Genomic DNA, 26,680 nt, shown 5'->3' on the forward strand with positions numbered 1-26,680 from the left:
TCTCCTATCGGCTCGAAACATATGAAGCAATTGTTAGCCCTGCCGTTTGTGCCCATTTCTTTATAATATTGAATTCTGATGGCGTAGGCAGGCGGTTGCTTTTGCCTCGGCTTTGCACGATATGCTTGTCTTTTGTGATTTCAATAGTCTGATGCTTTTCAATACTCCCTTTGGCAGAAACATATTCCATCGCCCAAATTGAGCAGTGCCCCAATGAGCACCTGCGTGCATAAGACGCAACACAATGTCGCATTTCACGACCTTCTTTGATGAGCTCTGCACCCGAAAGCAATTCACGAATAATCCGAATATCCTGTTTTTCTTCTCCGGTTTTTTGCCTAAATTCAGGAATGCCCGATTTTTTGAAGAAGTATTTTTGAGCATCGTTGGATTTTGCAAGATTGCCATGCCAACGCTCCACTTGTCTTAATAGTGATTCCGCTGTTCTTCCTTTCATAGATAAATTGGGCTGTGGCGGGTGTATATGCTCCACAACGCCAGGTGCGGTAATGCATTCACGCACTTCAAATTTTTGTGCATATAAAAAATCTATAATGGGTGCTATATGCGCTCGATCAAGCATTGGGTTTTCAACAAAAAACTGAAACACACTATCCCAGAATTTTTTATGGCTCATAGCCTCACCAATACGCGAGGCAATAACGGCCTTGGCCAGATTTTCATCACCACCAAGCGCATGAATTTCTCCCCATTTAATGGCCTGTTCAATTGAACAAAAAGCAGGCGCATGCATAAAGTGATGTGCAAGCTTTTTGGTGAATGGGAAAGGCAACTCTGCGCTACGGATATTTTTCCCTGAAACCACCGTTAAATACCAGTCACGGTAGTTATCGGCCACCTCATCCATTCGAAACCATGCAGAACGCATAAATTCCGGCGCCGGATATTCTTCAAACAAATGGCTGATCAAAGCACAAAACTGGCCATGCATATTGTGTGTGTTTGGTGTCCAATTCTCAAGATCGCGTATCCAATAACAGCGATAATTGTAGATATTGATAAATGCACGTATGTAGAAAAATTGCTTACCTCGGATCTCTGCTTTCTCAAAGGTGCATTTCATTTTCTTGTTCATCAAAATCAAAAATTGTGAAAGTCCTGTTCGATATGGCCTGTCATTCGGAGTTTTTGAAATTAATGATGCAATTTTCTGCCATTCTGGTCTGATGATCGCTTTTGGGGCAACTTCTCCCATGCAAACCGCATGGAGGAACGCATCCGCATTGTGATGAATGCGGGCGTTATCCTTTAAAGCTTTTTGCTCACCCAGAAAACGTTCATATTCTAAGTCTCTAGCACCTTTATCTTTATTCAAGTCGGCATTGAAATTTCTGGCATTACACCATGCGAAATATTTCCGCTCGGTTTTTATATCCAATGCCTTAAAATGCTTTTTCATGGATGGCGTAATTGCCTTACCCTGAAAATCGGAGTTTTTCATTCTGCGTTTCATCGCTCTGTAAACTCCTTTCCTGTAAAGGTTTTAACCGCGTTTCCGCGCTCAAGGGCGTGGTGTTGATCACGATTATTTTTTTTACTCTCAGCGGTTTTTTCCTCCTGTCGTGTTCGCAAAATCATCTCCAGCTTAGCTAAGGCGATTTTTTTGTTTGCATGCTGTGAACGCGCATCACTGGCTATGACCTGCAATCCACTAGGCTTATGCGTTGCTTGAACGGCGCTATCTGTCGTGTTGACATGTTGCCCGCCCGGGCCGGATGCCCGCATGGTTTTCCATGTTACATCTTCGGGGTTTATTGTGATTTCTGTGTCCTTAACAGGGGTAATACGTTCAACACCAATAAACCAGTTCTTGCGCTTATAACGCGGCCTATATGGGCTTTCACAAACCCATTTTATTGTCCCCATATAAGGCATAAGGAATTGTTCTGCATTCTGCCCTGATATTTTTATCAAAGCAGATGTCACAGTTCCTTTTTTGTCGCCTTCAACACTATCTGCAATATCCAACGCAAGAACCTGCGCCTTGGCCTTTTTTTGTAAATGACGGATGAATTTTGCAACAGCAAGTGCACACTCATCCGGCCCTTGTCCGGCAGTTACATGAAGCCATATTGCATTTGTTGTATGCTTGCTCATTTCTTCCTCCGTGTTTTGTAGGTGATAACAGGACGAAGAAGAGCGATGATCTCAATCAAGCCTGCTTGTTGCATGTCTTGAATAACAATATCGATATTCTTGTAAGCTTGCGGAGCTTCCTCATAAATAAGGTCTTTATCTTCACAAATGACGTAACTTCCCAAATCTGTTTTTTGGAAATCATCGACTTTGTATTTACCAGCCAGACGTTCTTTAGCATCAGAACGAACCCATTTACGACCTGCACCATGTGCGAGCGAATAAGCATTGTTCGTTTGATCACCAATAGGCTTGACCAAATAACTAAAGCTACCGCGTGATCCCGGTATAACCAAAACACCACAATCAGAAGGAGACGCACCTTTACGATGAAGCCAGTATGTCTGCCCGTCTAATTTTTTTGGTAAAGCGGTATTATGAGGCATATCAAAGACCTTTTCACATTCGCTGCGTAAAGCATCTGTAAATCGGTACGCAATAAGCGCACGGTTTGCCTGTGCCCATAAAACCGCCTGATTATGTTTGCGGATATAGTCTTTTGCTTCGTTACTGTCGGTTTTCAAACCGTTATGACCGAAATTCTCAACATGGTGACGCAGCGCCATTTCCCCTAAGCCGCGAGAGCCGGAGTGCACAAGTAAATGCAGTTTGTTTTTATCCAATCCCAGATTTTCAAATACATTCGCATTCTCTATACGTTCAACACGCTGTAACTCGGCAAAATGGTTGCCGCCGCCTATTGTGCCAAGCGAACGTTCAAGCAAGGATGATGGCAAGCCATAACGTTCCAGCCATGCCTTTGCATCTCCATCCCAAGAATCGTCCAAATCAAGACGCGATGCCCATTTTTCGGGTTTCATTTTGGATAGTTTCATATCCGTCTGCCATAGCCCCATGCCACAGCCAATATCATTTCCGACCAAAGCAGGATAAATCCAATTTTGCGACACGAATGCCGCACCAACAGGGTATCCTTTTCCTGCATGTAAATCTGGCAAACCAACGGCCATTTTAATGCCGTTAAGTTCTGCTGTTTTTTCAAGTTGTTGGACTGCGTTACCCTCAATCCAATTTTTGTCCGAAGCAATCACACGAATGATTGGTTTCGGTGTATTCAATAAATTGTCCATTGTTTTTCTCTTCAATTTTCAAAAGCAATTGAGTTTTTGCTTCGGGCGCTTCAAAAAGTACGCCAAAGCAAATTAAGCCAAACGAACAGCAAAACGCCTGCTCGAAAAGCTTTTAACAACCGGACATTAGATTTTGGAAAGGTATGAAATATACCGAACGCGTTTATCTTGATGGCGTTCGAACACAATCTGCCGAACGGCTGTTATTTATGTGTATGTATATTTCTCATCGGTTAAACTCCTAAAAAGTTGTCTTAAGGTAACAGAACGAAAAAAATCTGGCAATATATTTTTGTTAAGCGCATCCAATCGGCGTACGATTGGTCTTGATGAAATTATCATGGGGTTTTTAGGGGTAGCGGATGTGCTCCCCTAAATGGCGATTGAACATCCATATGTTCATGCATGGTTCGGCGCAGGTGGAGAGGAAATTCTCCAAGTCCTGCGAGGGATAAAACGGTGATACGTTTTGATGGTTTTGCATGGTAGAACGGATTGTGTTCCCATGCCTAAAACCATCCGCGAGAGGGATGAAACGGGAGAGCGCAGCGTCTCTCTTTCCAAGCGTGTTGTAGTACAACACACAGCTTGCGGACGGTCTTAACGCATCAGCAGATGCTATTAAAGCATCATTATGATCGTAGCATTTTGAAAGGTGATATAACAGCTAGAGCGAAACCCAAAATCATAAGCGGCAGAGTTAGTATCCAAGACTCGACATGCCAATTCTGTTCAGACATAACCCAGTAAGTTATAGATGCTGTAACAGGCATTGCCCATATTGTAAGTTGATTGGGAAAAGGCGGAGCCTTCTCAAAGCTATGCAGGACTATGCTTTTATCTCTGCCGCATTTTTTGTTTGCATAATGCAAAGGCATGTAGAACAGGCTGACTGCGATAATAAATATTAAGATCAAAACTGAAACTTGCAGAGCCATTAATATAAAGAGGCAGAGTGACGTAATCACAAAAATCGAATAATCCAAACGAGTAGGTGCAAACGGCTTATCAGCCCCCGAAGAAACTAAAATGTTACCGACAAACAAAATACCTGTGGTTACAAATAAAAAGGCTGTAAATTCTGCAGCTGGAACAAAAGTCAAAATTTCGCCAGTTGCATCTGATAGATGTCCAATAGGCCATGTTGACCAAATTCCCCATATAATTCCTATTACAGAACATATAATGCAATTAATAGAAAAGCTCTTTTCTCTTAAGCAATACTGCAATATCCATAAACCGAAGATTACATCTATGATTGGATGCCATGATAAAGCTGTCCAAATAATAGAGATTGGCAGTTCCATGTAAATCACTGGAACAACCAGCCCTTCAATAAAATATCCTATTATAGCTCCGACTAGAAATACCCCCCAGATAGAAGACACGCGCGTATAATATAAAACCAAAATGGCTGGCGCTACGGCCAGAAGATAGAAAATGCTCATTTCAATGAGGTTAAGTAACAGTAACTTCGGTGATCGTAGTGTGGCATGAAGATGTTCTGTTACACCTTCATTAAAGAAAAAATATTCAGAAAAAAATAAAACAATTAAAGAGCATCCTAGTAAAAAACCAAGCCGTTCAAAAAACGACTTCGAAAGACATTCTTTTTGTTTGTTTTCAGATGATGTCATGGATTACACGCCTCTTCTTAGACAAAATCTTAGCACTTATAAAAATTCTATCAAAACTGAATTGAGCAGTTTTTAGTAACAAAGACCAGACTTAAGACGAAAGGCAAGCTGTGTATTGTAATACAATACGCTTGGAAAGGGAGATGCTGCGCTCTCCCGTTTCATCCCTCTGGCTGTGGGGCTTCGCCCGTACGCATGCACATGCGATGATATTGTTGATCCTGTCGCCACACACACGAACAGGAGCAGATATCATGAAACCCGACATAGAAAAATACCTCGCGATGATTGACGATTGGGATATGACCCGCGAGCAGAAAATTCAATACATCTTTGATCTTTGGCACATCATGGAAAACTTTGTTGATCGTGCGTTTTGTAAACATCCCGTCCAGCATGCGCGTGATAAATCCTCAAACGCCGATAGACAGGATTCAATGAAGCGGCTAGAATCCTCCCATCCAATACAAAAGAAAACCGATCCACCGCCGCAGCAAGGAGTCCGCCCATGAAGAGCCATAAACAAACCGCCGTTATTTATGCCCGCGTATCCTCGGTTAAACAGGTCAAGAAAGGTGATGGCCTCGGATCACAAGAAACACGTTGCCGCGAATATGCCGACCACAAGCAATATCAAGTGATAGAAGTCTTCCGCGATGAGGGCGTATCAGGAAGTCTCATCAATCGCCCGGGTATGCAAGCCATGCTCAAATTTCTTAAAAAGCACAAACACGAAAACCCCGTTGTCATCATCGATGATATCAGCCGCCTTGCGCGTGACCTTGAAGCGCATATACAGCTTCGCACTGCTATAGGTGATGCGGGCGGAAAGCTCGAAAGCCCGTCCATCGAGTTTGGTGAGGATTCCGATAGCAAGCTCGTTGAAAATCTTCTCGCCAGTGTTTCGCAGCACCACCGCCAAAAGAACACAGAGCAAGTAAAGAACCGCATGCGCGCAAGGGTGCTCAATGGCTATTGGGTGTTTTACCCGCCAACGGGGTATAAGTACGAGCGCGTCAGTGGTCACGGTAAAATGCTGGTGCGTGATGAGCCGATAGCCTCCATCATTCAAGAGGGCTTGCTTGGCTTTGCCTCAGGCCGCTTTGAGAGCATCGCAGAACTGACGCGCTTCTTTGATCTCCATGCAGAGTTCCCGAGAATGCGAAACGGTAAAGTGAACGTGCAGCGCGTATCTGACCTTTTGCGCCGCGTTCTCTATTCAGGTTATATCGACGTGCCGCAATGGGGTATATCGCTGCATCCTGCCAAGCATGAGCCACTGATTAGTTATGAAGACTTTCAGAGGATACAAGAACGCTTGGACGGACGCGCCAAAGCCCCGATGAAGGCGAATATCAAAGACGACTTTCCGTTGCGCGGCTTTGTGACATGTGGCTGCTGTGATCGGCCTTTAACCTCGTGCTGGTCAAAGGGGCGTAACACCAAATACCCGTATTATTTATGTTCGAATAAGAGCTGCGCCGAATACGGCAAGTCCATTCGCAAAGCACAAATGGAAGAAGAATTCCTTGAGATTGTAAAAACGCTAAAACCTTCACCGAAAACATTCTATATGGCCTTAGACATTTTCGATCAGCATTGGAAGGATCGCCAAGGCCAAGCCAAAGACCAAACAAAGGCGCTGAAACAGCAACTCGCGCTGATTGATCGGAAGGTCAATCAATTCCTAGACCGCATTGTAGAGGCTGATAATCCGATTTTAATCGACACCTATGAGGATAAGATCAGAAGCCTGCAAGAAGAGAAGCTGATTATGGACGAAAAGATCAAAAATTGCGGTCGTCCGATAGAGAGCTTCGAGGATACTTTTAGAACCGCTATCACATTCCTTGGAAACCCGCTTAAACTTTGGGAAAGCGAGTGCATCGAACAGCGCAGAATGCTGCTTCGAATGGCATTTGCGGACAAGATTACCTATGACAGAAATCACGGTTTTAGAACCGCCGCTTTCTCGCAGCCATTCTCGCTTTTAGCCGATTTACGGGAAGGGAATAATGAAATGGTGGAGGTGACGGGATTCGAACCCGCGACCACGTCGTTCATAGCGATGTAGTTCCACCTGCATTCGCCCGTAAATCGTTTGGGGCTGATGCCCCGGTGGAGCGGGCCCCATTGCCCGCCCCTCTTACTACTCCTATGCTGTTGCCAGCTGTTGGTTTTCAATCACGCCAACCCAGTGTCCGCTTTGCAGCTTTCCCCTGGCGAACTGGTCGATCAGGGTAAAGACCGCATCACTGAAGCCACCGATGTTGAGGATATCCTCGCGCTCCGGTGCCTGGGTGCTGGTGTAAGGCTGGATATCGAGACAGACCAACCGCGCCGCCGGGTTGCGTTGCCGGAACCGGCTCCACTCCGTCATCACCGCGCTAGCGGCACTTCGGCGAGAGTCGATCCATGACTCGTTATCCGACACCAACAACACCAGATCAGCCCGCTCCTGTCGCTTGTTCAACCAACGCAGCGGCGAGCTGCAATTGGTTCCACCACCCCCAAGAGATGCCAGTCTAGTGGCGTTTTCCATCACTGCCGCATCCGCTTTCAGGCGCACCCTGGAGACATCCCAGTCGAAGGGCAGCACTAGGGTATGCCGGTCCTTGCGCAGGAAGGCTGCCGCCACCAGTGCCGCCACATCAATGCAGCGGGTCGTGGTGGTTGAGCCTCTGCGCCAACCGGTAACCGGGTAGTGCATCGAACCCGACACATCGGGACAAACAACCACCCGCCCGGGCAACTCAGGCACATTACTCAGGGCGATCTCCATCGCCTGCTCCAAAGCCTGGCGTATCTCATCTGGCACGCCAGACGCTGACTGATAAGTGGTCAGCAACTGGTAAGGAAAAGCCCTGGCCTTGCGGATCGCTTTCTCATCGGTCAGACGCCGCGCCAGTTTCTTTACCATCTTCGGCTGTTTGAAGACGCCGTGACGCTGAAAGCTGTTGAGGTTCATCCGCACCATCTGCCAGCCTCCTCGCAGAGCCAGGACTGCCCATTTCGATTCGCTCAACGGCAGCGAGGTCAGCATCTGGAAAGGCACCTTGGGCAGCTTTCCACCCTCACGCTTGTAACGCTCAAAGCTATGCAGTGCACTCGGCAGCGATGCCAGGTCATAGGGCTTACCGATGAGCCAAGCAAAGAAGGCTGAACGCCAGGCCTCAGTCGGTTTTGGATGTACCATCTTCACCACATCAGCCAGAGACGGCGCATTACCCACCGTCGCTGCCAGCAGCTGCTGCTCACTGGATCGGTTCAGCCACTGCTGCACCAGACGCTTGGGTCGGGTTCCCAGGGATTTCCGCCCTAGTGCACCGCTACGCAGGATCTGTACGAAGTTGCGCAGCATGCGACCGTTATCGATGACCTGATCGAAGGCGATAGGCAGCCAATCGCTACCGCGAGTGGCAAGGACAGCACACAACAGTGCCGGCATATCCTTCATTCCCCCGTTCTGGCGACACCAAATAGCGGTGCGGGCGATGAATTCCGGCTCTACCTGGTCGCACAATTCGATCACCTGCTCTAACTGGGTCTCCGCTCCGGCATAGTAAGTACCGTTAAGGCATCCAGTAACCGCATACTGCGCCAGTGCGTGTTTATCACTCAGACGATAAGCGGTTCCACCAGCTTCGTTGAGGGTATTGGTTTTCATTGAACGCTGGGCTGCACCGGGAAAAAGCGCTTTGTTAGCCATCTTGCTGCTCCATTCGTTAAATACAATCATCTCCGATTTCCCCTACCTATAGCGAAGGGCGTGCCAGCTTTTCACGTATGCATGCATGCTATTGTTTTTACAGACTATTAGCTTGTTCTCTTGAAATTCGACATAAGTAGCGGACACTTATTTTGGCTTATAAGCTATATATATTTATATGATGTTATAATTTATTATCATTTTTAATTGCGGCTTACCTGAACGTCATTAGAAGGTGAATGGTGTGAAAGTGAAAAAGACGGTGGTTATCGGCTTTCTTGGCGCGGTGCTCGATGAGGGCCGCGGTAATGGTCGTTGGGAAAAGTGGCGTCCAAGCATCTCACTCTGCCAGCAGGAGGATCTTCTAATTGACCGCCTGGAGCTCTTCTATCAACCGGACAGATACCAGCGCGTGAGGGAGACCGTGGCCAAGGATATCGCAGCCATATCGCCGGAAACTGAGCTAGTATGGCGCCCCATGCCTCTCGATGATCCCTGGGATTTCGAACAGGTCTACGCCGCCTTGCACGGCTTTGCCCGTGACTACCCCTTCGAGCCGGAGCAAGAGGAGTATCTGATCCACATCACAACCGGTACCCATGTCGCCCAGATCTGCTTGTTCCTGCTGACCGAGGCGAACTACTTCCCCGCCCGATTGTTGCAAAGTGCGCCGCCCCCCAAACAGCGTGCGGGTAAGGTGGGTAGTTTCACCATCATCGATCTCGATCTGTCACGCTACGACCGTATCGCCCAGCGCTTCGCCGAGGAGCGGGAGGAGACCCTCAACTTGTTGAAATCGGGTATCGCGACCCGAAATCTCGCCTTTAACCGTATGATCGATGCCATTGAGAAAGTGGCTAACCGCTCTCCTGCTCCGATACTGCTGCTTGGCCCCACTGGCGCTGGTAAGTCGTTCCTCGCCCGCCAGGTCTATCAGCTCAAACGCAAGCGTCACCAGGTCACTGGACCCTTTGTTGAGGTCAATTGCGCCACCCTGCATGGCGAAGGCACCATGTCCGCCTTGTTCGGCCACACCAAGGGTGCCTACACCGGCTCAGTTGGCGAGCGCGAAGGCCTTCTCCGGCAGGCCGATGGCGGTCTGCTGTTTCTGGATGAGATCGGGGAACTAGGGCTGGACGAGCAATCAATGCTGCTGAAAGCGATCGAGGAGAAGCGCTTTTATCCCATGGGATCTGATCATGAGGTAGAAAGTCACTTTCAGTTGATCGCTGGCACCTGCCGTGACCTGCGTATCGATGTCGAGCAGGGGCGGTTCCGCGAAGATCTCTATGCACGCATCAACCTCTGGACCTTCCATCTTCCGGGACTGGTGGACCGGCCGGAAGACATCGAGCCCAATCTGGAATTTGAGTTAGAGCGCCAGGCAGGCGAACTCGGCCGCCGGCTGAGATTCAACAAACCAGCAAGGCAACGTTATCTAGCCTACGCCACCGCCCCAGACACTGCCTGGCGTGGCAATTTTCGTGAACTCTCCGCCTCGGTCTCCCGTTTGGCCACTTTGGCCGAAGGGGGGCGTATCACAGAAAGCGATGTAGAAGATGAGATCATCCGCCTGCGTAATCAATGGCGCAATGACGGTACCAACGACGATGGACTTGAGCGGTTGCTGTCAGCTGAAACACTTGCACAGATCGACTTGTTCGACCGTTGCCAACTGGATTCTGTGATCAAGGTTTGCGCCAAGTCTGGCACCCTCTCTGAGGCGGGACGGACGCTGTTTAATGCTTCCCGGCAGCGGAAGAGCAGCAGCAATGACGCGGACAGGCTGCGTAAATATCTGGCGAAGTTTGATTTGACTTGGGAGAGAGTTCGAAGCGAGTGAACAGAACCGATAAAGACTCAGCTCTGAAAGAGACAATCTACCTTTGGTGTCTAATCCATTTCCCGCCGGAGTCCAATTCCATTCGTGTTCCCACCAATTCATATCATTGTTATTAGTTTGTATTGTAGTGGTCACGGGAGAAGTTCGAATCGTCGCTCTGGCCAATCTTACGTCGAATGAAGCGGGAATTGTCAACATGCTGCCGAGTTTTCATACTCAGCAGGGTCTCTGCAGCGCAAGGTCTGTCAATATGATTTGATCTCACAATCTCCATGGCAGTTTTTTTGAGAGTCTTGAATTGACGGTACAGCATCATATAGCCATGATCAGATAATTGAACATAAACATAAAATATCAATCCCTGTAATATCGATATTATCACTATCTTCTCTAAGCCAACTGACGTGAATAAGTGGAGTATGATACCAGCTAACATACTGAATACAGCTGTAATCAATAGTTTAGATAAAAGTCGTAAAGGTCCTTCGATCTGGACGTTACTGTCATATTTTGTGATGACTCTTTTCTGGTCGTCAGTAATATTCATATATTTCTCTCAATTAGGCATGCCTAACTCGATAGTAACGCCTTAATTAATATGGGTAAATTGTCCATATTTGAGCCTAAATGTGCTTTGGCTCACCGAATAGTTTTATATACTGTATCCTATCGCGAGATAGCAGCTCTGCTTTCGCCTGTACTTCACTAACCATTGATACCTCTGACTTCGGAAGGCCTTCTAATGGAAACCAGAAATTGAATATTCCATAATTTCCTTTTCGAGTTTGAAATAGACGTGTGCGAATAGGAGACCCTTGTACACCAGAGCCTTTCCAGTCACCTAGGATTTTTGAATCAGCGGGATTGACGAGATTAATTCCGTTAACGGTAAATTCCTTGTTCCAATGTGAATTAAGTGCTTGTATATATTTTTGTTGCAGTACAAATTTTGCAAAACGATATAGAGCAATAAAACCGATGATAATAGCAAATAATGCGAGTATTCTATCCATAGACGTACCTAATTATGTAGAAGTCGGAAATATATTGTTATCGATAATAACACAAGCTTCATTAGCCTCTATCAGATCATATCTAATATTCCTAAATACTCTCTATTCATGCAAGTCTCAGTTCGGCCATTAGCGGGCATTAAGAGTTTTCTCTTAACTCGCCTGATCGGTTTACTATAACTCCACGAGCGAATCTAAGTTTTTCGAGCAGACCACCAAAATTCTCTGGGGCGGTACTTATGTCTCCAAGAGGACAATATTCTTCGTCACTAATAATGCCAATTTGGCATTTTGAATTCTGTGAATTCAAAATAAGTGTTTTATCCTCGTCCTCTTTTACTGGGTCGATCAAGAAACGGTTAAAGAAGCTAAATTCCTTCTGCTTGGACATATGGCTAACTTTTGAACAGTAATTTTTTTCACTACAGTTAATGCTTAGTTCATGAAATATTGTGTTAAAAATTGGTTCATATCGATTAAACTTCAGTTCGTCAGGAAGCTCAACGTCCGATTCTGCGAACTCCTCAGGATTAAACAATACTTTAGCCGTTATCTCCTCGCCATATCTTAGCAAAAGACACTCCATAATATACGATAAACCTTTAATAAGTGGTGTTTGATCCCTGTTTAGTGCACAGCATTTGAATATGAAAGGATAAACATTCAACATTCCTGTAGCTGCAACCGAAAATAACTGAGCTTCATCTAATTTCAACCCCCATTGCCGAGTAGTAACATCTCCATAAGCAACTTCGGCCAACACTGCAACTAAAGTGAGATACGAATTATGGTAGCACTCATCTCTTTTATCCCATAATTCTTCTAATTCACCACCAGCTGGGAGAAGCATAAGATTTGAAAATTTAGATTCAATTACTTTACAACGACCGCTAAATGCTAATGAAGACGGAAGAAATTTAGCAAGTGTTCGAGGATTTTTTCTTAATAGTATTTCCAGGTCATGCCCTTGCCATACTGAAATTTGTGGTGTCTTATGCGTGGATTGAAAATCATTTATCCAATCCAATGTGGGGTTGGAAATGGTCTTATTCGTAATTATGACGACATTATCTTTTAAGTTATTTCCTGCAGCATTTAATATCGTACTTTGAATTTGAGACTTCTCTAATTGTTTTTTTCGATGTTTCACTTCAAACCAGTACTTCTCCTCTTTGGACGCAGCAGGCAGAACAGTCCAAAACGTTGCTTCTAAATCTCGTCCACCATCGGTAGCAGAGTTTCCTTCTCCGCCCTTTCTCCACACTAAATTTGAAAACCCCATTTCATCGAGTAAATGAAATATAAGATTTTCAAAATCTACAGGGCTGATTTCTGAAAAATTCAATTGCTCCTGTAAGAAATCTATATCTGTAAGAGTAATTGATATGTCAGTCATTTTGATTCTCTATTTAATCGTTTTCGGTTTTATCCACTAAGCCGTGCTCACATAGCTCTTGAAAAATATCTTCGAGTTCTGCATTCAACTGAGATATATACTCTGTGACCACATGGTAGATAATGTCGCCGTCGTCTTTTTCTTCAAGTTCAAAATTAAAAGCACCAGATTTAAGAGCCACTATAAGTTTATTGAATACTTTTTGGATTTCCCTAGGGACATCCTGAGTGATGGGAATAATGAGAGTATTCTCCGGTAATTTGAGCTCCAAAAAGTAATCTTCTTGAACTTGAGTTATATCTGCCTTATGGATTTCCATAGATTTGCCCCCTTTCTCCAAAAGCATCCCTTCCTCCTTCAAGCGTCCTCATGCTAACTTCTTTCCAATCCATTTCACTTTTTTCTTCTCGTAAATCAGTGAGGTTATTCGAGAACGGATTCCCAACGTATGTTTTGTACCCATTTAGATCGTGGTGACGATAAACAGAGTTGTACGGCAGTGTTCTTACAGCTATATTCGCGTCATGAGTCGCAATAAATACCTTTTTTCCAATCTTAGCTTTTTCCTTAATGAGCGGAACGATTACATTGTTTATGTACTCATTTCCCAGGCTCTTCTCAGGCTCATCCAGAATATATATTTCCTTGTCCTCATTCAGCTCCCTGTGAAGCAAAATCATTGAGGCTTCTCCGGTGGATGGTTTATATTCCTCTTCATCAATCATAAAGAACCTATCGAAAACCAACAGCTCTAGTAATGTTGGTATGGTGTCTATCCCCTCGATCTCATTGAGTTCTGAAATGCTATTAAACAAATCTTCGGAGTAAACTTTCTCACTAATTAGTTTGATAGCCTTAGCAAAATCCTTCTGCGGATTTTTTTTCACCTTACTCAGCGGCTTATATCTACTCGCGCTAATTTTACCATCCTGAATTAGAATTTCAGTCGTACAGTAAAGGTCTCCCTTATCATCTAGATTTCCAATATATGTGGGATCGACTTTTATAGGTTGTTCAATGTTGTGAATAATCATTTGCGTCGCCAGTTCGATTGCTATGCGGTTTCTAGCATATTCACGGAGCCCTGTACCGTTTGGCTTAGATGGTGTTCCAGTTTTTTTTGTTATTTCGCTCTTGAAAATATCAACTAGCTGATTAAAGAGAGAACCAGACTTCCCAGAAGAAAACAGATCAAATGCCTCTACACCGAGTTTTTGCGACGCTTTGTTTAAAATTACACGGAGGGTTCGAAGCTCATCTTCGGTAATAGATTTTTTAAATTCGTCGCTTTCTTCTATAAAATTGAGGAACTGGACTACGTTATCGTCCGTGCCTAGCACTACCTTAAGTCTTCTATCAAACTGTTGTGTGCTGACTGTTGAGAAATCCTTAATTTTGATCGTTCGCGCCTTTTTGTTTTTTAGGCTGTCTGAAAAAAAGCTTCTATATTTGGAAAGGCTGGTTACACCAACTTCTGAGGCATTCCTAACCAGCTCTATCTCTTTATTACAATATTCAATCCCAAAATCTTTTAAGTCAATTTTTAGACTTTTGCCACCTAAGTCATACTCATCTTCCAGTCTGACAGTTCCCGCTTCAAACTTTTTACATCCAATTCCCTTGTTAGAATAGAAGCTAGCTATCGCAGCCAAGATGTCTGATTTACCAGTCCCCTTTGCACCAAAGAAAATATTTATATCGTCGTAGACGACTAGTTCTATCGGTAAATCGTCTTTGAAGGGCTTTACGCAAATCTTTTCAGGATACTTCTGATCCAGTAGTGTGTTAATTGCAACTTTGTCTTTATCGAGTAACAAGCAAAATTGCTCAAAGCTTTCGACTGGTAATCTTAGATCAGGCAGCTTTTCTGGATATGCTTGATACTTATCCCAATTTTGAACATCGGATCCGTAAATAGATGCATGACCGTGACATATAAATATTCCTGCAGATACTGCGTTAGTCGCCTCTTTGAGCACTCTATTATTTTTTGCCGTATTATTAATAATGAACTCAATATCCTCATCTAGGAGATCAGGTTTCTTCTGTTTGTAATGTGCAATATAGATTGGATTTAGCTGATCAAATGTTAAGACAACATCTGAGATCGAAATCGTAAATGCGTCTGGGGTTGTGTCTTTTGTAACTTCACAAATCACTTTTGCAAGATCTTTTGCCTTCGAAGGAGAGACAATCACAAGCAAATGTCCGCGTCGATCCTCAACAACAACATCGAGCTCAACACCTGGCCATATTTGAAAATCGCCTCCCACTGTATGGGTAAACTCTTCATACTGATCTAAATCGAAAACATTGTGATTAGTGATTGCGACGATTTTCACTTCTGTGGAAGCGATTATTTGGTGGAACCTATTTGCATCGACCTCTCTAGAGGCTGCGTCACCTTGCTTCGTCTTTTTTGTGTGGACGTGAACATCAATTTTCATATCCCTTTTCAACCTCTACTATCGCATTAATAACTATGTCCGCTTTGGGTCGAAATCAGACTATGCACCATATTATTTTATGTGTTCTAAAGCGAAGCTGCGTAAACGAAATACCGAAAACTTCTCGCCAAAACGAATATCATGTTTGGTAAATAATTTATACCAATAACGCCTCGGGCATCTTCAAACCCAAGAACAAAGACTTATACGCCTCTTCGATTCGCTTCTGCGATGGGTCAATGTATTCAATCGTCATTTCGGGATCTTCATGATTGAGTATGTATCGGATCAACTCAAGATCGCACCCCTTGCGATCTAACCAGCTGGCAAGGGTCCGCCTGCCGCTATGACTCGATCCCCCTTCTATGCCGGCACCTTTGAGGATCTCCCGCATCAGGTTCTCGAGGGAGCTACAAACGAGGACCTCTTTCATGCCCTCACTCGTTTTGTAGCGTTTTGTGTTGAACGCGAACTTTCGCCAAGAGCCTTTCTTTGAAAGGAAGAGTGGGCTATCACCTGAGAGTCCCCCGAAGCTTCCATCCTCAGAAATCATGGCTTGCTCGTTGACTCTCTGTTGTAGCCAACAGTGAAGCGCCTGCCTGTGTTGAGGAGCAACAATATAGGCAATGCGTGACTTGTTGGTTTTTGTATACTTTGCCGGAATCGAAAATGTCTTTTTCAGTTCTCCATTCGGTCGGCAAACATCTTTGACCTTAAGCTGAGCAACCTCATTGATTCGCATGCCTGACCCGAAGAGCATCATGATAATCGCTACGTTTCTGCGTCCAAGCTCACCCCGTGATGCTCGCCATAACACATCAGTCAGTTGCCCTGGTCGATCAATGACTTGAGCTTTCCCTTCCCCCGGCTCATACAGTTCAATAAGCCGCTTTACCGGCCTGACCTTAGAAACCATAAACTGAATCCACCTCAATGTGGTGCCAAATTCCAATGATGATACTTGTTGGATCAGAAATCAATCTGAACACAGTGTTTATAGGGATTCATTGGAATCTTCCCTTTTTACATGAATGACAGAGTCGAGTAAGTTCATATCCAGTTGGGCCTTTTGAAAGTCGAGATATCCTGCAGGCAGGCCTCTGATATCATTAAAACTTGAGCATTTCGTCAATCTCACTGGCGACAAAGCCTGCTTTTAATATCGATTTCAAATCTTTTAAATATGTCGCTTTTTCAAAAGCATCAGCAAACGTCGAGAATCCAAAGGATTCAAGTCTACTAACGAGTAATCTAGTGTTGTTTTCGCCGGGCAAATGACAGACGAGGCTTATTAACTCATCGATAGAATCAGACAGTGTTCGCTGAAACGGACTGCGTACATTGGTTTGATGTGCCACTAGCGGTTTAGCGACACTTTCGCGGAAGTTAGAGAATAACTTTTTAATACCGCGTTCTCTCTTCCAAAAATCAAAGTCTATATTATGGATAGCTACGCCCTGAGAATCATTGAAAATTATAGAAACAGGTCTTACATCAAGGCCATGTAATCCGAATGACGTCTCAACGACAAGACCCTGAACGTCTCTACCCATTTTCCATAAACGTATTGCTGTTTGATTGTCATCAGCGGGGATGTTTAAGATGAGGGTATCTCCAAGTTTGTCACGCACTTCGTACATATAGACCTGATTAATGTCATCGAATCCTACCTGTCCATAGCTGGAAGGGATAATCATTGCAGGTAGCTGCACCTGGCGCCTACCAATCCCGTGACCGAGTCGAATTTCCACATCCCTCCTGAAGGACGACCATTCGTCATGAACCCCATTAGACTCTAGAATCTCACCCAGTGATATTGGCATTGGTTGGTCATGGTTTGCATGCTGGCTCTTACTGGAAATTGCCCCATCACTCGCGATCAGAGGTTTTGCCAAGTGAACTCGACGCCCCATAACGCCACGCAATGTACTAAAACCCCAGACTGGCATTTGGTAGGCTGTTGACACATCGAAAGAAAGATCGATTCCAGCGCTTCGTCCTTCAAGCATGGTTAACCATTCACAGGATACAGGATCAAATATATAAGCACTCAGCCCCCTTGCGCCCGTCGTACTTCGCCATCGCGATACTGCCAATGGCCATACCTCCATCGGCTTGCCGCTTTTGTACTCTCTTTTTATTGAACCGGTTAATATCTGGTTCGTTGGATCATTTCTAAGTGCCTCCAATAAAGTATAGGCACGTGATGCCCGCAAGAAGAAGTCTGCAGGATCAAAATCAATACTTCGTTCGCTAGAAGCTCGTGCTTGCCGGCTTAAAGCCCTCAATTCTGCCGATAGTCTTGGAAGTGACTCACAGCGGCTTGAGATTGCAAGATCCAAGAGCAAGTCGTGTCCAAGAGGAGACCTGCTCGATAATGTGGCCGTTACTGCTTGCTCGATGGTTAGTTGCGTGCTGTTGATGAAAGCATTGTCAATACTCGGGCCTGTTCCTATAGCATACGAACTATCTGAAAGTTGTAATCCCTCTTTCTGCCGGACCAGTAGCGCCGCTACCGTAGATAAAAGCCGTTTACGTGTTTTTGGTCCTTTATATGCAGCACCCTTTAAACCGCTACTACCGATAAAGGTGACTTTGGTATCCATTTCTTCAAATAAAACCGCTACATTAAGCCCCTCTTCAATTATGCAATATTTGGGATTGTCGGATATTAAGGCAAGGGATTTACTCCAGTCAGCACCGGAAAACTTTATGATTTGCTCATCCTTTAGCGCGCAGATTTCCTCTAAAGCAGAGGACGGTTTAGGTTCGTTAGGTGTCTCCTCAACAGAGGAGCTTTGCTCACGAAGCAATAAAACCGCCACTAGGATATGTCGACAAATTCCATGTGCTTTGCAGGTACAAGTGGCTGCCTTAGGGCCTTTCTCGTCGAGATCTACGGACGCTTTGCCTACTGTTACCGTTGCTTTGTTATCATCGATATTCTCAATAGTTCCAAGACCGGCCTCGACATCTCTTTGAGCCCGTCTGAGCAAACCCTTTGATGTCAACGTTTCAAGCGCCATACTGTCGTGGCTCAAAATCATCGACCTGAGTGTCATTGCATGACTCCTGCAAGCCATTGGGCAAACCGGTCTGGTGTCATGGCCCCGACATGCATGCCGAGGTCTGCCAATCTCCCTGCAATCATCTGGTCGTAAACCGGTTCGCCGCCATCGTCTAATGCAGCAAGACCGATGAGTTTTACTCTTTGCTCAGCAAGGCGAGCGATCGATGCATACAGCGGACGCGGATAAGCACCCTCGCCAAAATCACTGATTAGTGTAAGCACCGTCCGATCTGCATCCTCAACAAGATTCTCACAGTAGGCCACCGCTTTGCCAATATTGGTACCACCACCAAGTTGAACTGATAGCAGCGTCTCTAACGGATCTGTTAGGCGATCAGAAACATCAACCACCGAGGTATCAAAAAGCACCATGCTTACTGTAACACCAGGTAATCCTGACAAAATCGCTGCCATTACCGCGGAGTAAATTATGCTGTTTGTCATTGAACCGGACTGATCTACACATAATATGATCCGCCAAGGGAGGTGTCGGCGCTCACGGGCATTGAAGAATATTCTATCCGCGATAATACGCTCTCGAATTGGATCATAGTTTTTCAGGTTCGCTCTAATTGTCGTGCGCCAGTCAAAATTAGCTGCTGATGCGATGTTTGATCTTCTGAAACGATTCTTGCGACCTGAAAATGCGCGTTGAATTTCTGACCGCAGCCGCTCAACGATCTCTCGAATGACTTGATCTGCGATTTCGCGTAACTTCTCTTTTACGGCAGGCTGCGCGCGGCCCTGGAAACCAAGGAGGACTTTTAGCAGATTCTGATTGGGCGCGAGTGATTCGAGGGTTTGTGGGTCATTGAGCAGATCAGACAGACCGTATCGATCAAGGGCATGGTCTTGTAAGGTTTCAAACACCGTTTCGGGAAAAAGGCTTCTCGCTTTACCGAGCCAATTGATCGCATTCATTTGAGTGGGATCAAGACTTCCTGGGCCACGACCGGTTTTTACACCGCGTTTTTCGTATTCACGTGAATATAGGAAATCCAGGGCGCGATCAATTTCCTGATCACTTTTCTCCAGTATTTCGAGATTATCACGGGCATATCGCCCGAGGGCCAGACGCCAACGTCGCTGTGGCTTACTGGTCATCTGCCCTCCTCTAACCATGCCTTCAATCCATCTGAATGCATCGACAACCTCAGTTTGCGCTCAATCTCAATACCTTGCTCTAGATCTTCTTCCGAAAGTTCGTGCTGGGAATCGAGATACTCTAATCCTCTTCCTCCATGCATATTTGCAAGCAGACCGGCAACCCTATCGGTCTCGCGCGGATTCAGCGCTGTAAATGCCAGTCGAAGATGGGGTAACAATTCAAGAAACTCATCTTCTGTGAGATCACAGAGTAATTTATCAATTTGTTGTAGTACTTCTTTGTTACGCCAGATGATCTCCGGGGTAGTAAAAATGAGTCCTCTTAAGATTCCTATTCGATCTTTTGCATGATCAAAGCTACCATTGAAACTCCCAGCTAAAGCGCGGCAAACCTCTTCAGGCGATCTCATGTCAGCCATGAGCGCAATTGCCAGGACTGATCCGAGAATAACAGGTGGTGGTTTAGCATCCGCAACGCGATTAATCGCTTCGTCAAATTGACTTCGATCGAACACTTCAGCGCCGGGCGAACGTAACAAATCCATAATGAGTCGTAATGACTCAATGTGTTCCTGAATATTTTCATCTGATGATTTAGGAAGGTCTTCACAAAGATAAATAAGCCTTTGATACGCGGCTTGGCGGACTTCACTAAGAGGTAAACTATCTGAAATCTGTAGGGGGCTAGATGCGTTTGTGATTGTGTGAAGTCGTCGTAAGGTCTGTGCCACTGAATAGAATTCACCGTGAGATTTTATATCTGCCGCGAGTTCATTAAGGAAGTCGTGTAGATTCTCTCCGAGACCAGCAAGTAAACCTTGTACGAATAAATCAGTCAAGCTGATGATATCCCGACTTTTGCCTGCTTTATAGATCTCAGACTGTTTGTTTCTCAACACGCCGATACAGGCACTATTGACGCTATCGCCGATTGTTGCCAGCGAGATCAAGCGTCCTTCTACCATCGGAGACCAAGCAAAAGACCACTCTTCAAACAATCTTTCTGTATGTACATCAAATAAAAAATCAGGCCCAGTAATTCGATTTGCAAAACCGGATTCTAACAGGGACATCGCGTGAAAGAACTGTGACACAGCTAAATGTGAAGGCTTTCTGCGAATATCAAGTTTGCGCTGTCTTCGTGCACCATCGCGAATATCGACACGCAGACTCTGCGCTCGAGATCGTGCATCGTCGACAATTGGGGGTGACCCTGCCGAGGAAGGGATATCTCCGATTGCATTACCTCGAAGGAAGTCAAAAATCCTTTCCGTCCATATCTCTCGAACTCCGACTTCGCCTTTCACCAAGGCTGTTCTAACCGCATCAATTAGGTCATGACGCCCTGCCCCCTCTCTCCCACGCATAGCTGCCAATGCTTCGGCAACACGGAGTACTTCTACTTGTGCCGGAACAGTCATCGTATGGCCTTCTTCTCTAAGATTGCGACTAAATCTGGTTACCAGATCTAACGCAGTTTCACGCCACTGGGGTGCGCCATTTGCATCTTTAGCCCGATGCCATAAATAATCGTAGTAACCAGGTTGCGGTAAACCTGCTCCATAGCCGCTTAAAGCATCAAGCGCTTCAAATCCATATCGAATGAGATAAGAATTTCCCGGTTGCACGGTTGCGGCCTTCTTTGTTCTTTTTCTGCTTTCAACAGCTTTTATCAATGCGCTGGTATGGAAACCGCCGGTAATTACCAATACAGGGCCTTCCTTTTTTAAAGCCCCAAGGAGTGCATTACTCATGTGCTCTTCACGAGTTTGATCGCCATTAAGTTCTATCGCACTTTTTGGTGTAGTGTATCGTAGGCATGCACAGTAAGCGCCAACGTCGGCTAAAAAGTCTCTCCAATTATCCTGTCCAAGGCGAGATTCAAATAGGTGGTCCCATAGCTCATAGCCATTTCGACAACCAATCTTTTGACACATCGAAGCAACGAAATCACCTGTGTCGAAATGCTCTTCACTATCGATCACTAAATTCTCATCCGTAGAAGGTGTCGATATCATGGCCTTATTAGCCGATGGCAAATCGATGAATTGAAGCTTTGCCTTGACTTTCTGACCTTCTACTAAGGCAACATACTCCGGCGAATGGGAACAGAATGGATAATAGGTCGCTAGGCGTGGGTGTTCTTTTTGATCTATGAAAACCGCTAGCGCAACAGGTGGAACTGTGTTTTTGTGGAGAAGTAAATTGATGTGCTTTTGCAGATCAGTAGGCGCTTCGATTAGAATTTGGCGGGGCCTGATTTCACGAATGAGTGCTCTCACTGCCCAAGCGCAAGCCGGCGAGTGGTGTCTTATCGGTGCGAAATAGAGTCCGGTGTCTTCCTGAATCAATGACCCACGAAGAGAGTCTAACTGTGACAGGTCATCCATCTAAATCCTTCTTTGCTGCCTTATAAAACTCTGACCACGCTTTGTTTCTCTTCATTCGTACTTTAGCGATCTGATCAACATAGGCACGGAACCTCCGAGCATCCTCAAGGTCATCTTTGAAAACGACGCCACGGATTTGCCGAGCAACATGTGAAGTCGACATGTTGGTACCATCTAAATATAGTGCATCGAGTGCCGCCGCATGCGCGACATTAACTGCCTCTGCCGTAGACATAACGCTATTGGGTGTTGCTACAGACGCACCATCTTCAGTCTTTCCGGTTCGCAAATCCCGAAATACTGAAACCAGCACATCGATCACATTGGTATCGATAGGTGCCATTGTTGCATGATTATCCATCCGCTCAGCAACTTGACGAGCAACCAGCTCCTTTTCAAAATTGGCATCAGCTATGGGTTTAACGGTTTCGAAATTAAAACGTCGTTTCAACGCACTCGACATGTCGTGTACACCGCGATCTCTTAGGTTTGCGGTTCCAATCACATTGAAACCGGGAACAGCACGAACCTCTTTACCAGGACCAAGTTCAGGAATCGAGATTGTCTTTTCGGACAGAAGAGAAATCATGGCGTCCTGAACCTCTGGCGCACAACGTGTCAACTCTTCCAGGCGTGCAATTTTCCCCATTTGCATCGCCGAAAGTACAGGTGAGGGAACCAATGCCTTTTCACCAGGCCCTTCCGCTAGTAAAAGCGCATAGTTCCATCCGTATCGCAGGTGATCTTCTAGAATACCCGCCGAGCCTTGGATCACAAGATTTGAGTCACCACTGATCGCGGCAGCCAATAGTTCGGAAAGCAGAGACTTTGCTGTGCCAGGCTCTCCAACCAGCATCAATCCCTGATGCCCCATTAAAGAAACGATACACCGGTCTACTAGCGGATCATCCCCAAAGAACTTTTGTGATATATCTAGGCTTTTATCCCCGAGGATAAAACGCCTTACCGATCTCGGCGATAGCAACCATCCATTTGGTTTGGCCTCCCGATCATTTTCCTGCAGCCGTTTTAGTTCCTCCGAAAACTTGGTCTCTGCAGGTTCGCGTTGTACTTGAGTCACATCCATGGCATGTTTTTCTCCCAGTTTTCATCAAATGCGCCTTTTTCCACAATTGATCGATAATCATTCCAACACTCGGATAGTAATACTGGCGGGACATCTGAGAGTTTCAAGGTTCCTCCGGTTCTTCTTCCAGACGAGTAGCGTTCAAATGCGAGTGAGATCATTGCGGCTGGAACATTTTCTTCGGGCAGGCAGTTTCCGGAAAACTCAATGATTGCCAGGATACCAGCACTTTGGAAGTTCTTTTTGTACTCATTAAAGTAGCCGCCATCCATAGCTTCACCGCGTTCATATCCCAGTTTTGATGCTTCACCACGAAACGTAAAGGTATCCGTGATCCACCCCTTACGGTCTTCAATAATGGTCATCGACGCTTGCTCTTTATCAATAGACAACAGGGGACGAGTAAACTGTTCAAACAGTGGTTTAACCTCGTAGTCGTCAAGATGGCGCTGCCATGCCTCAGTCTCTGAGGCCTCAATCAGTGCGCCATGGGCAAGACGGATCGATGAAAACGATTCAATGTCGATATCTTGATCGTTAGCATCGGTGTAGTCACCTTCTTGGGTCGGTCGAAACGCGGTGACAACGTTTTCACTGTCATCCAAACCCAACCAGACACTGCGTTCAGCCAGTCGTCGCATGATGGGGTGTCCGCCAATATCGCGTTGCCAGTCTTCGAGGCGCCAACTTCGCTCGGCACAGAGCGCCTCGTAAAGCCGGGACGACTGCATTGAGATGACTTGTTTCAATTCGCGGCGGGACGTGGATAGCTGTTTCTTTGACTCCTTCGTTGTATCGTCTTGCCCACTGGGTAGAGACTTTACGACTTTACCGTCCGGATTTCGGATTTCGAAAATGAAGGAATCACCGATACTTGCTGCATAGATTTTATGATCTGGCCCACAGGGCAAACGCAAAATGCCATCGTCATCCAGACCTGCACTGGGTACCGTTCTATCAGCAAGTTCGTCTAAACTCCAGGATTTGGCCTCAGCCACTTTCTCGATAAGAGTCGCCGCGAATTTTTGTACGCCTTTTTGTTTTAGTCGGGTTGCCGCTGCGATGACAACCTGTAACGACACTGGATCTCCTTTGTGCGCAAGCATCTCTAGTAATGCGGAAGCCTGCGAAGTTCTTGAACCATGATTTTTCAGGAAGTTTCTCACCCTATCCGCCGCGAGGGTTGCAGGTGTGTGACTTGCCAGCGCGAGTAATCCTTTTGTCGCTGCGCCGCTATTGAGATAGTTTGACATAAACTCCCGTTTTAGGTCTGCGTAGGCCTTCTCCTCAGTATATTCCTTATACCACTTCTTCATACTGTTATAGCGATTGGTTGCATTCTGTTTCGCATAGGCGTTGCCTTCCTGCTCCGAAGGCTGTTCGGTATCATAGTTATACCAACTATCTAAAATCCAAGTTGAAAAGTGTTCTGCATCTTGCGGATTCAGGCGATCAAGATAAATATCAAAGAGTGCATTTCCTCCGGGTTGTTTTAATTTTACCGCGAGAAAGATCCACCACTTAAGCACCTCATTCGGGACAGCTCGATTTGAGGGGTAACGCAGTTTGGGCAGATGATCGAGGTTTAGCCATGCAAGTTTATCCAGTTTGGCTTTTTTAAGACCGGCTTCTGCCTCTTCGAGCAGCGCTTTCGGTCCAACGAATCCACTCAAATCCTCTCCAAGTGCGTCTAATGTGGTGAGGAGCGCAGCTTTAGTCACCTCAGATTTCTCTTTTTTCAACCGCGCTTTGAGTGCTGGAATACCTTCTACGTAGTGCCTTGCTGCAATCCATTCGGCTGCACCTGCACGAACAGCCTGGCGAGAATCATTGAGCAATGCCAATATGTGGTCATCCACCGCGGGTGCATTCGCCAGCATCTCGCGTGCTTCGGCTCTCCCGGCTTTTGTTTCACCGGTTGCGGCTTCAAGTAGCTGGCCAAAATATCGCGATGGCGTCTTCGGAAGCCGATATAGCACTTTAATCGCGCCTACGCGGCTAAGCTTTATATCTGTTTGGGGTTTTAGCCCAAATGCCTCGTCGATCACATCAAAACTTTGTGCCAGATAGGGCCACACAGCATCGGATGGTACATTATCGAGATTGGGCTCCATGTAGGCGTAATCGTCTTGAATCACAGAGCGCAGTAGGTCACCTGCTTGTACATTTCTCGTTATTCGGTTTGATCCATAGCCAAACCAGTTTTCAGATTCCATCTCGACATCGATCGCTTCAAGATTTCGAAGATCACCATTCGGACCATTGATAAAATCGCGTATTATGTCCACAAATGGCCCTTGTCCATAAGGTGATAACGCAGCATAGGCACTTTGCGTCGTTTTGACAGCTAATCGAAGCGCGGTTTTTTGTGGTAGTTTTGCCAGCGCGTTCCTGGCCCACTGTTCACCCGATCCGCGGGATAGAAAATTAATTAACGCCTGATTGGCTTTGTTGTTGGGTCGTCCTGCTTGATTAAAAAACGCAAGCGCTGTATCTGAGAGATTTTCTTTCAACAATGGCAGCCGATAGCTATATCCAGACTTTTTATTTTCTTCATTCTGTTTTTTTATTCGATTATTTTCTTCCTGAATTATCTTTACCAGATGAATACGGTCATCTTGTCCAAATTTTGGGTTGTCTCCATCGGGAATCGTTCCGAGCTCAGGTATCTCAACAACAGTTCCATCGATAGCTTGATATTGCTTGTTATTGTCGCTGTCTGGTGACTCAGTTTTGACGTGTTTGGAGACTGTCATCGCCGCATCAATAGCGGCCACGATTCGGGCGGTTTTTTCCTTCTCTTTGTGGGAGTGTAAGGCTTGCAATGCCTGTTCCGTCCCTAGCTTGGCAAGTAACTCAACCATACCTGCACGCATTGATACGTTACCTTTATCCAAAAGTTCAATGGCTTTGGGTTCAAGATAGCCCGTATCGAATGTACTTATCAGTGATATCGCCGCCTCTCGTACTGCTTTGGAATTGTCACCGGCAAGTTCGACTATAAAATCCCGGTAATCCGGTGTGTCCGCCAAACCGCATCGATGTAGTTCCTGAATCAGATTGGATCGTGAGATTGCATGAATCCGTCGACCTGCATCTATGGTTTCCTTGGGATAGGTTTTGAGTAGTGGTTTAACGTCAATGGCTTGACGATAGAGATCGCCAGTAATGGAACTCCATTGTCCATTTTCATGGAATAAAACATCGACCAGGTCAACAAGCGTCCCACCAAAAGACAAGGTGATATCCTGCGCCGTTGCAAGCGTCAGCCCGCTCTCACGAATCTTTTCAGGCTGTGCTGGCCAAGTATTGATGCTCTTTTTGATTCCTTCAAACACTTCAGAAAAGAAGACTCTTACCAATCGGCTAGCCTTGCTGCTGCCCGCACAATTATCAGGAATATCTTTGAGAGAGGCTGATAAGACTTCGGTGTATCGATTTGCAAATTCGACGTCGTAAGGCGCGTGTTGCGCCAACAGCTGTCGGCGACTCCTGGTGGCTGAATTGTGATCTAGATAAGTCTTGCACACTTCCAACTCTGACCCGGTACAACCGTTCGATAGCGTGGACAAAACGGTCTCATGCTTGCCATCGATAATATAATCGATAGCCTTTTGATCCAGGCCAGATTGGACAGCATTGAGCCGTTTCATGTCCGCAGTCACTGTCTTGGTCCGCGGGTCTACAGCACGCTTAAGTTTGTTAAAAATATTCACTGAATCCTACTTCCATT

19 protein-coding genes are annotated in these 26,680 nt (G+C 45.7%); 3 read left to right on the forward strand and 16 right to left on the reverse strand.

The features are described from left to right. Positions 1-4: 4 nt before the first annotated feature. The 4 genes from AC4IE7_RS13245 to AC4IE7_RS13260 all read right to left on the reverse strand — a co-directional run bounded on the left by AC4IE7_RS13245 (position 5) and on the right by AC4IE7_RS13260 (position 4,885). On the reverse strand, positions 5-1,474 hold the full coding sequence (locus AC4IE7_RS13245) for a PcfJ domain-containing protein (RefSeq protein ID WP_490777322.1): 1,470 nt from the start codon (positions 1,472-1,474) through the stop codon (positions 5-7). Next, the gene (gene prfH / locus AC4IE7_RS13250) at positions 1,471-2,118 is read right to left on the reverse strand and encodes a peptide chain release factor H (RefSeq protein ID WP_490777323.1); all 648 of its coding nucleotides are present in this window, start codon (positions 2,116-2,118) and stop codon (positions 1,471-1,473) included. The genes AC4IE7_RS13245 and prfH overlap by 4 nt, the downstream gene beginning before the upstream one ends. After that, positions 2,115-3,248, reverse strand: a complete 1,134-nt coding sequence (locus tag AC4IE7_RS13255; protein ID WP_490777324.1) for an RNA ligase RtcB family protein — start codon at positions 3,246-3,248, stop codon at positions 2,115-2,117. The genes prfH and AC4IE7_RS13255 overlap by 4 nt, the downstream gene beginning before the upstream one ends. Before the next feature lie 632 nt (positions 3,249-3,880). Beyond that, the gene (locus tag AC4IE7_RS13260; protein WP_490777325.1) at positions 3,881-4,885 is read right to left on the reverse strand and encodes a hypothetical protein; all 1,005 of its coding nucleotides are present in this window, start codon (positions 4,883-4,885) and stop codon (positions 3,881-3,883) included. 254 nt (positions 4,886-5,139) lie between these two features. Here AC4IE7_RS13260 and AC4IE7_RS13265 point away from each other — a divergent pair, with 254 nt between their 5' ends. Then, complete coding sequence (locus tag AC4IE7_RS13265; RefSeq protein ID WP_490777326.1) at positions 5,140-5,397, forward strand: hypothetical protein; 258 nt, start codon at positions 5,140-5,142, stop codon at positions 5,395-5,397. After that, on the forward strand, positions 5,394-6,959 hold the full coding sequence (locus AC4IE7_RS13270; protein ID WP_490777327.1) for a recombinase family protein: 1,566 nt from the start codon (positions 5,394-5,396) through the stop codon (positions 6,957-6,959). The genes AC4IE7_RS13265 and AC4IE7_RS13270 overlap by 4 nt, the downstream gene beginning before the upstream one ends. A gap of 81 nt (positions 6,960-7,040) precedes the next feature. Here AC4IE7_RS13270 and AC4IE7_RS13275 read toward each other — a convergent pair whose 3' ends face one another. Further along, positions 7,041-8,594, reverse strand: a complete 1,554-nt coding sequence (locus AC4IE7_RS13275) for an RNA-binding protein (protein WP_490777328.1) — start codon at positions 8,592-8,594, stop codon at positions 7,041-7,043. A gap of 235 nt (positions 8,595-8,829) precedes the next feature. Here AC4IE7_RS13275 and rtcR point away from each other — a divergent pair, with 235 nt between their 5' ends. Continuing rightward, positions 8,830-10,437 (forward strand): RNA repair transcriptional activator RtcR, encoded by a 1,608-nt coding sequence (gene rtcR, locus AC4IE7_RS13280; RefSeq protein WP_490777329.1) that lies wholly within the window; start codon positions 8,830-8,832, stop codon positions 10,435-10,437. Positions 10,438-10,549: 112 nt separating this feature from the next. On the opposite strand, the gene AC4IE7_RS13285 is transcribed toward rtcR, so the two are convergent. The 11 genes from AC4IE7_RS13285 to AC4IE7_RS13335 all read right to left on the reverse strand — a co-directional run bounded on the left by AC4IE7_RS13285 (position 10,550) and on the right by AC4IE7_RS13335 (position 26,663). Further along, positions 10,550-10,984, reverse strand: coding sequence for a hypothetical protein (locus AC4IE7_RS13285; protein WP_490777330.1), 435 nt, complete (start codon positions 10,982-10,984; stop codon positions 10,550-10,552). Positions 10,985-11,060: 76 nt separating this feature from the next. Further along, complete coding sequence (locus AC4IE7_RS13290) at positions 11,061-11,450, reverse strand: hypothetical protein (RefSeq protein WP_490777331.1); 390 nt, start codon at positions 11,448-11,450, stop codon at positions 11,061-11,063. A 139-nt stretch (positions 11,451-11,589) separates the two neighbouring features. After that, positions 11,590-12,846: a restriction endonuclease gene (locus tag AC4IE7_RS13295; protein ID WP_490777332.1), complete on the reverse strand. Its 1,257-nt coding sequence runs from the start codon at positions 12,844-12,846 to the stop codon at positions 11,590-11,592. A 13-nt stretch (positions 12,847-12,859) separates the two neighbouring features. Further along, on the reverse strand, positions 12,860-13,192 hold the full coding sequence (locus AC4IE7_RS13300) for a hypothetical protein (protein WP_490777333.1): 333 nt from the start codon (positions 13,190-13,192) through the stop codon (positions 12,860-12,862). Further along, positions 13,152-15,293 carry a hypothetical protein gene (locus AC4IE7_RS13305; RefSeq protein ID WP_490777334.1) on the reverse strand — a complete coding sequence of 714 codons (2,142 nt, stop codon included), beginning with the start codon at positions 15,291-15,293 and terminating at the stop codon, positions 13,152-13,154. The genes AC4IE7_RS13300 and AC4IE7_RS13305 overlap by 41 nt, the downstream gene beginning before the upstream one ends. 157 nt (positions 15,294-15,450) lie before the next feature. Beyond that, positions 15,451-16,209, reverse strand: a complete 759-nt coding sequence (locus AC4IE7_RS13310) for a tyrosine-type recombinase/integrase (protein ID WP_490777335.1) — start codon at positions 16,207-16,209, stop codon at positions 15,451-15,453. 193 nt (positions 16,210-16,402) lie between these two features. Continuing rightward, positions 16,403-18,355 carry an SWIM zinc finger family protein gene (locus AC4IE7_RS13315; protein WP_490777336.1) on the reverse strand — a complete coding sequence of 651 codons (1,953 nt, stop codon included), beginning with the start codon at positions 18,353-18,355 and terminating at the stop codon, positions 16,403-16,405. Next, on the reverse strand, positions 18,352-19,467 hold the full coding sequence (locus AC4IE7_RS13320; RefSeq protein ID WP_490777337.1) for a VWA domain-containing protein: 1,116 nt from the start codon (positions 19,465-19,467) through the stop codon (positions 18,352-18,354). Before AC4IE7_RS13320 ends, AC4IE7_RS13315 begins: the two co-directional genes overlap by 4 nt. Then, a complete protein-coding gene (locus tag AC4IE7_RS13325) occupies positions 19,464-21,860 on the reverse strand; it encodes a DUF5682 family protein (RefSeq protein ID WP_490777338.1) in 2,397 nt (798 codons plus the stop codon). The genes AC4IE7_RS13320 and AC4IE7_RS13325 overlap by 4 nt, the downstream gene beginning before the upstream one ends. Next, a complete protein-coding gene (locus tag AC4IE7_RS13330; RefSeq protein WP_490777339.1) occupies positions 21,853-22,947 on the reverse strand; it encodes an ATP-binding protein in 1,095 nt (364 codons plus the stop codon). The genes AC4IE7_RS13325 and AC4IE7_RS13330 overlap by 8 nt, the downstream gene beginning before the upstream one ends. After that, positions 22,938-26,663, reverse strand: coding sequence for a DUF4132 domain-containing protein (locus AC4IE7_RS13335; RefSeq protein WP_490777340.1), 3,726 nt, complete (start codon positions 26,661-26,663; stop codon positions 22,938-22,940). Before AC4IE7_RS13335 ends, AC4IE7_RS13330 begins: the two co-directional genes overlap by 10 nt. Positions 26,664-26,680: the final 17 nt, after the last annotated feature.

Source organism: Candidatus Thiodiazotropha sp. AKAK3 (assembly GCF_058244645.1).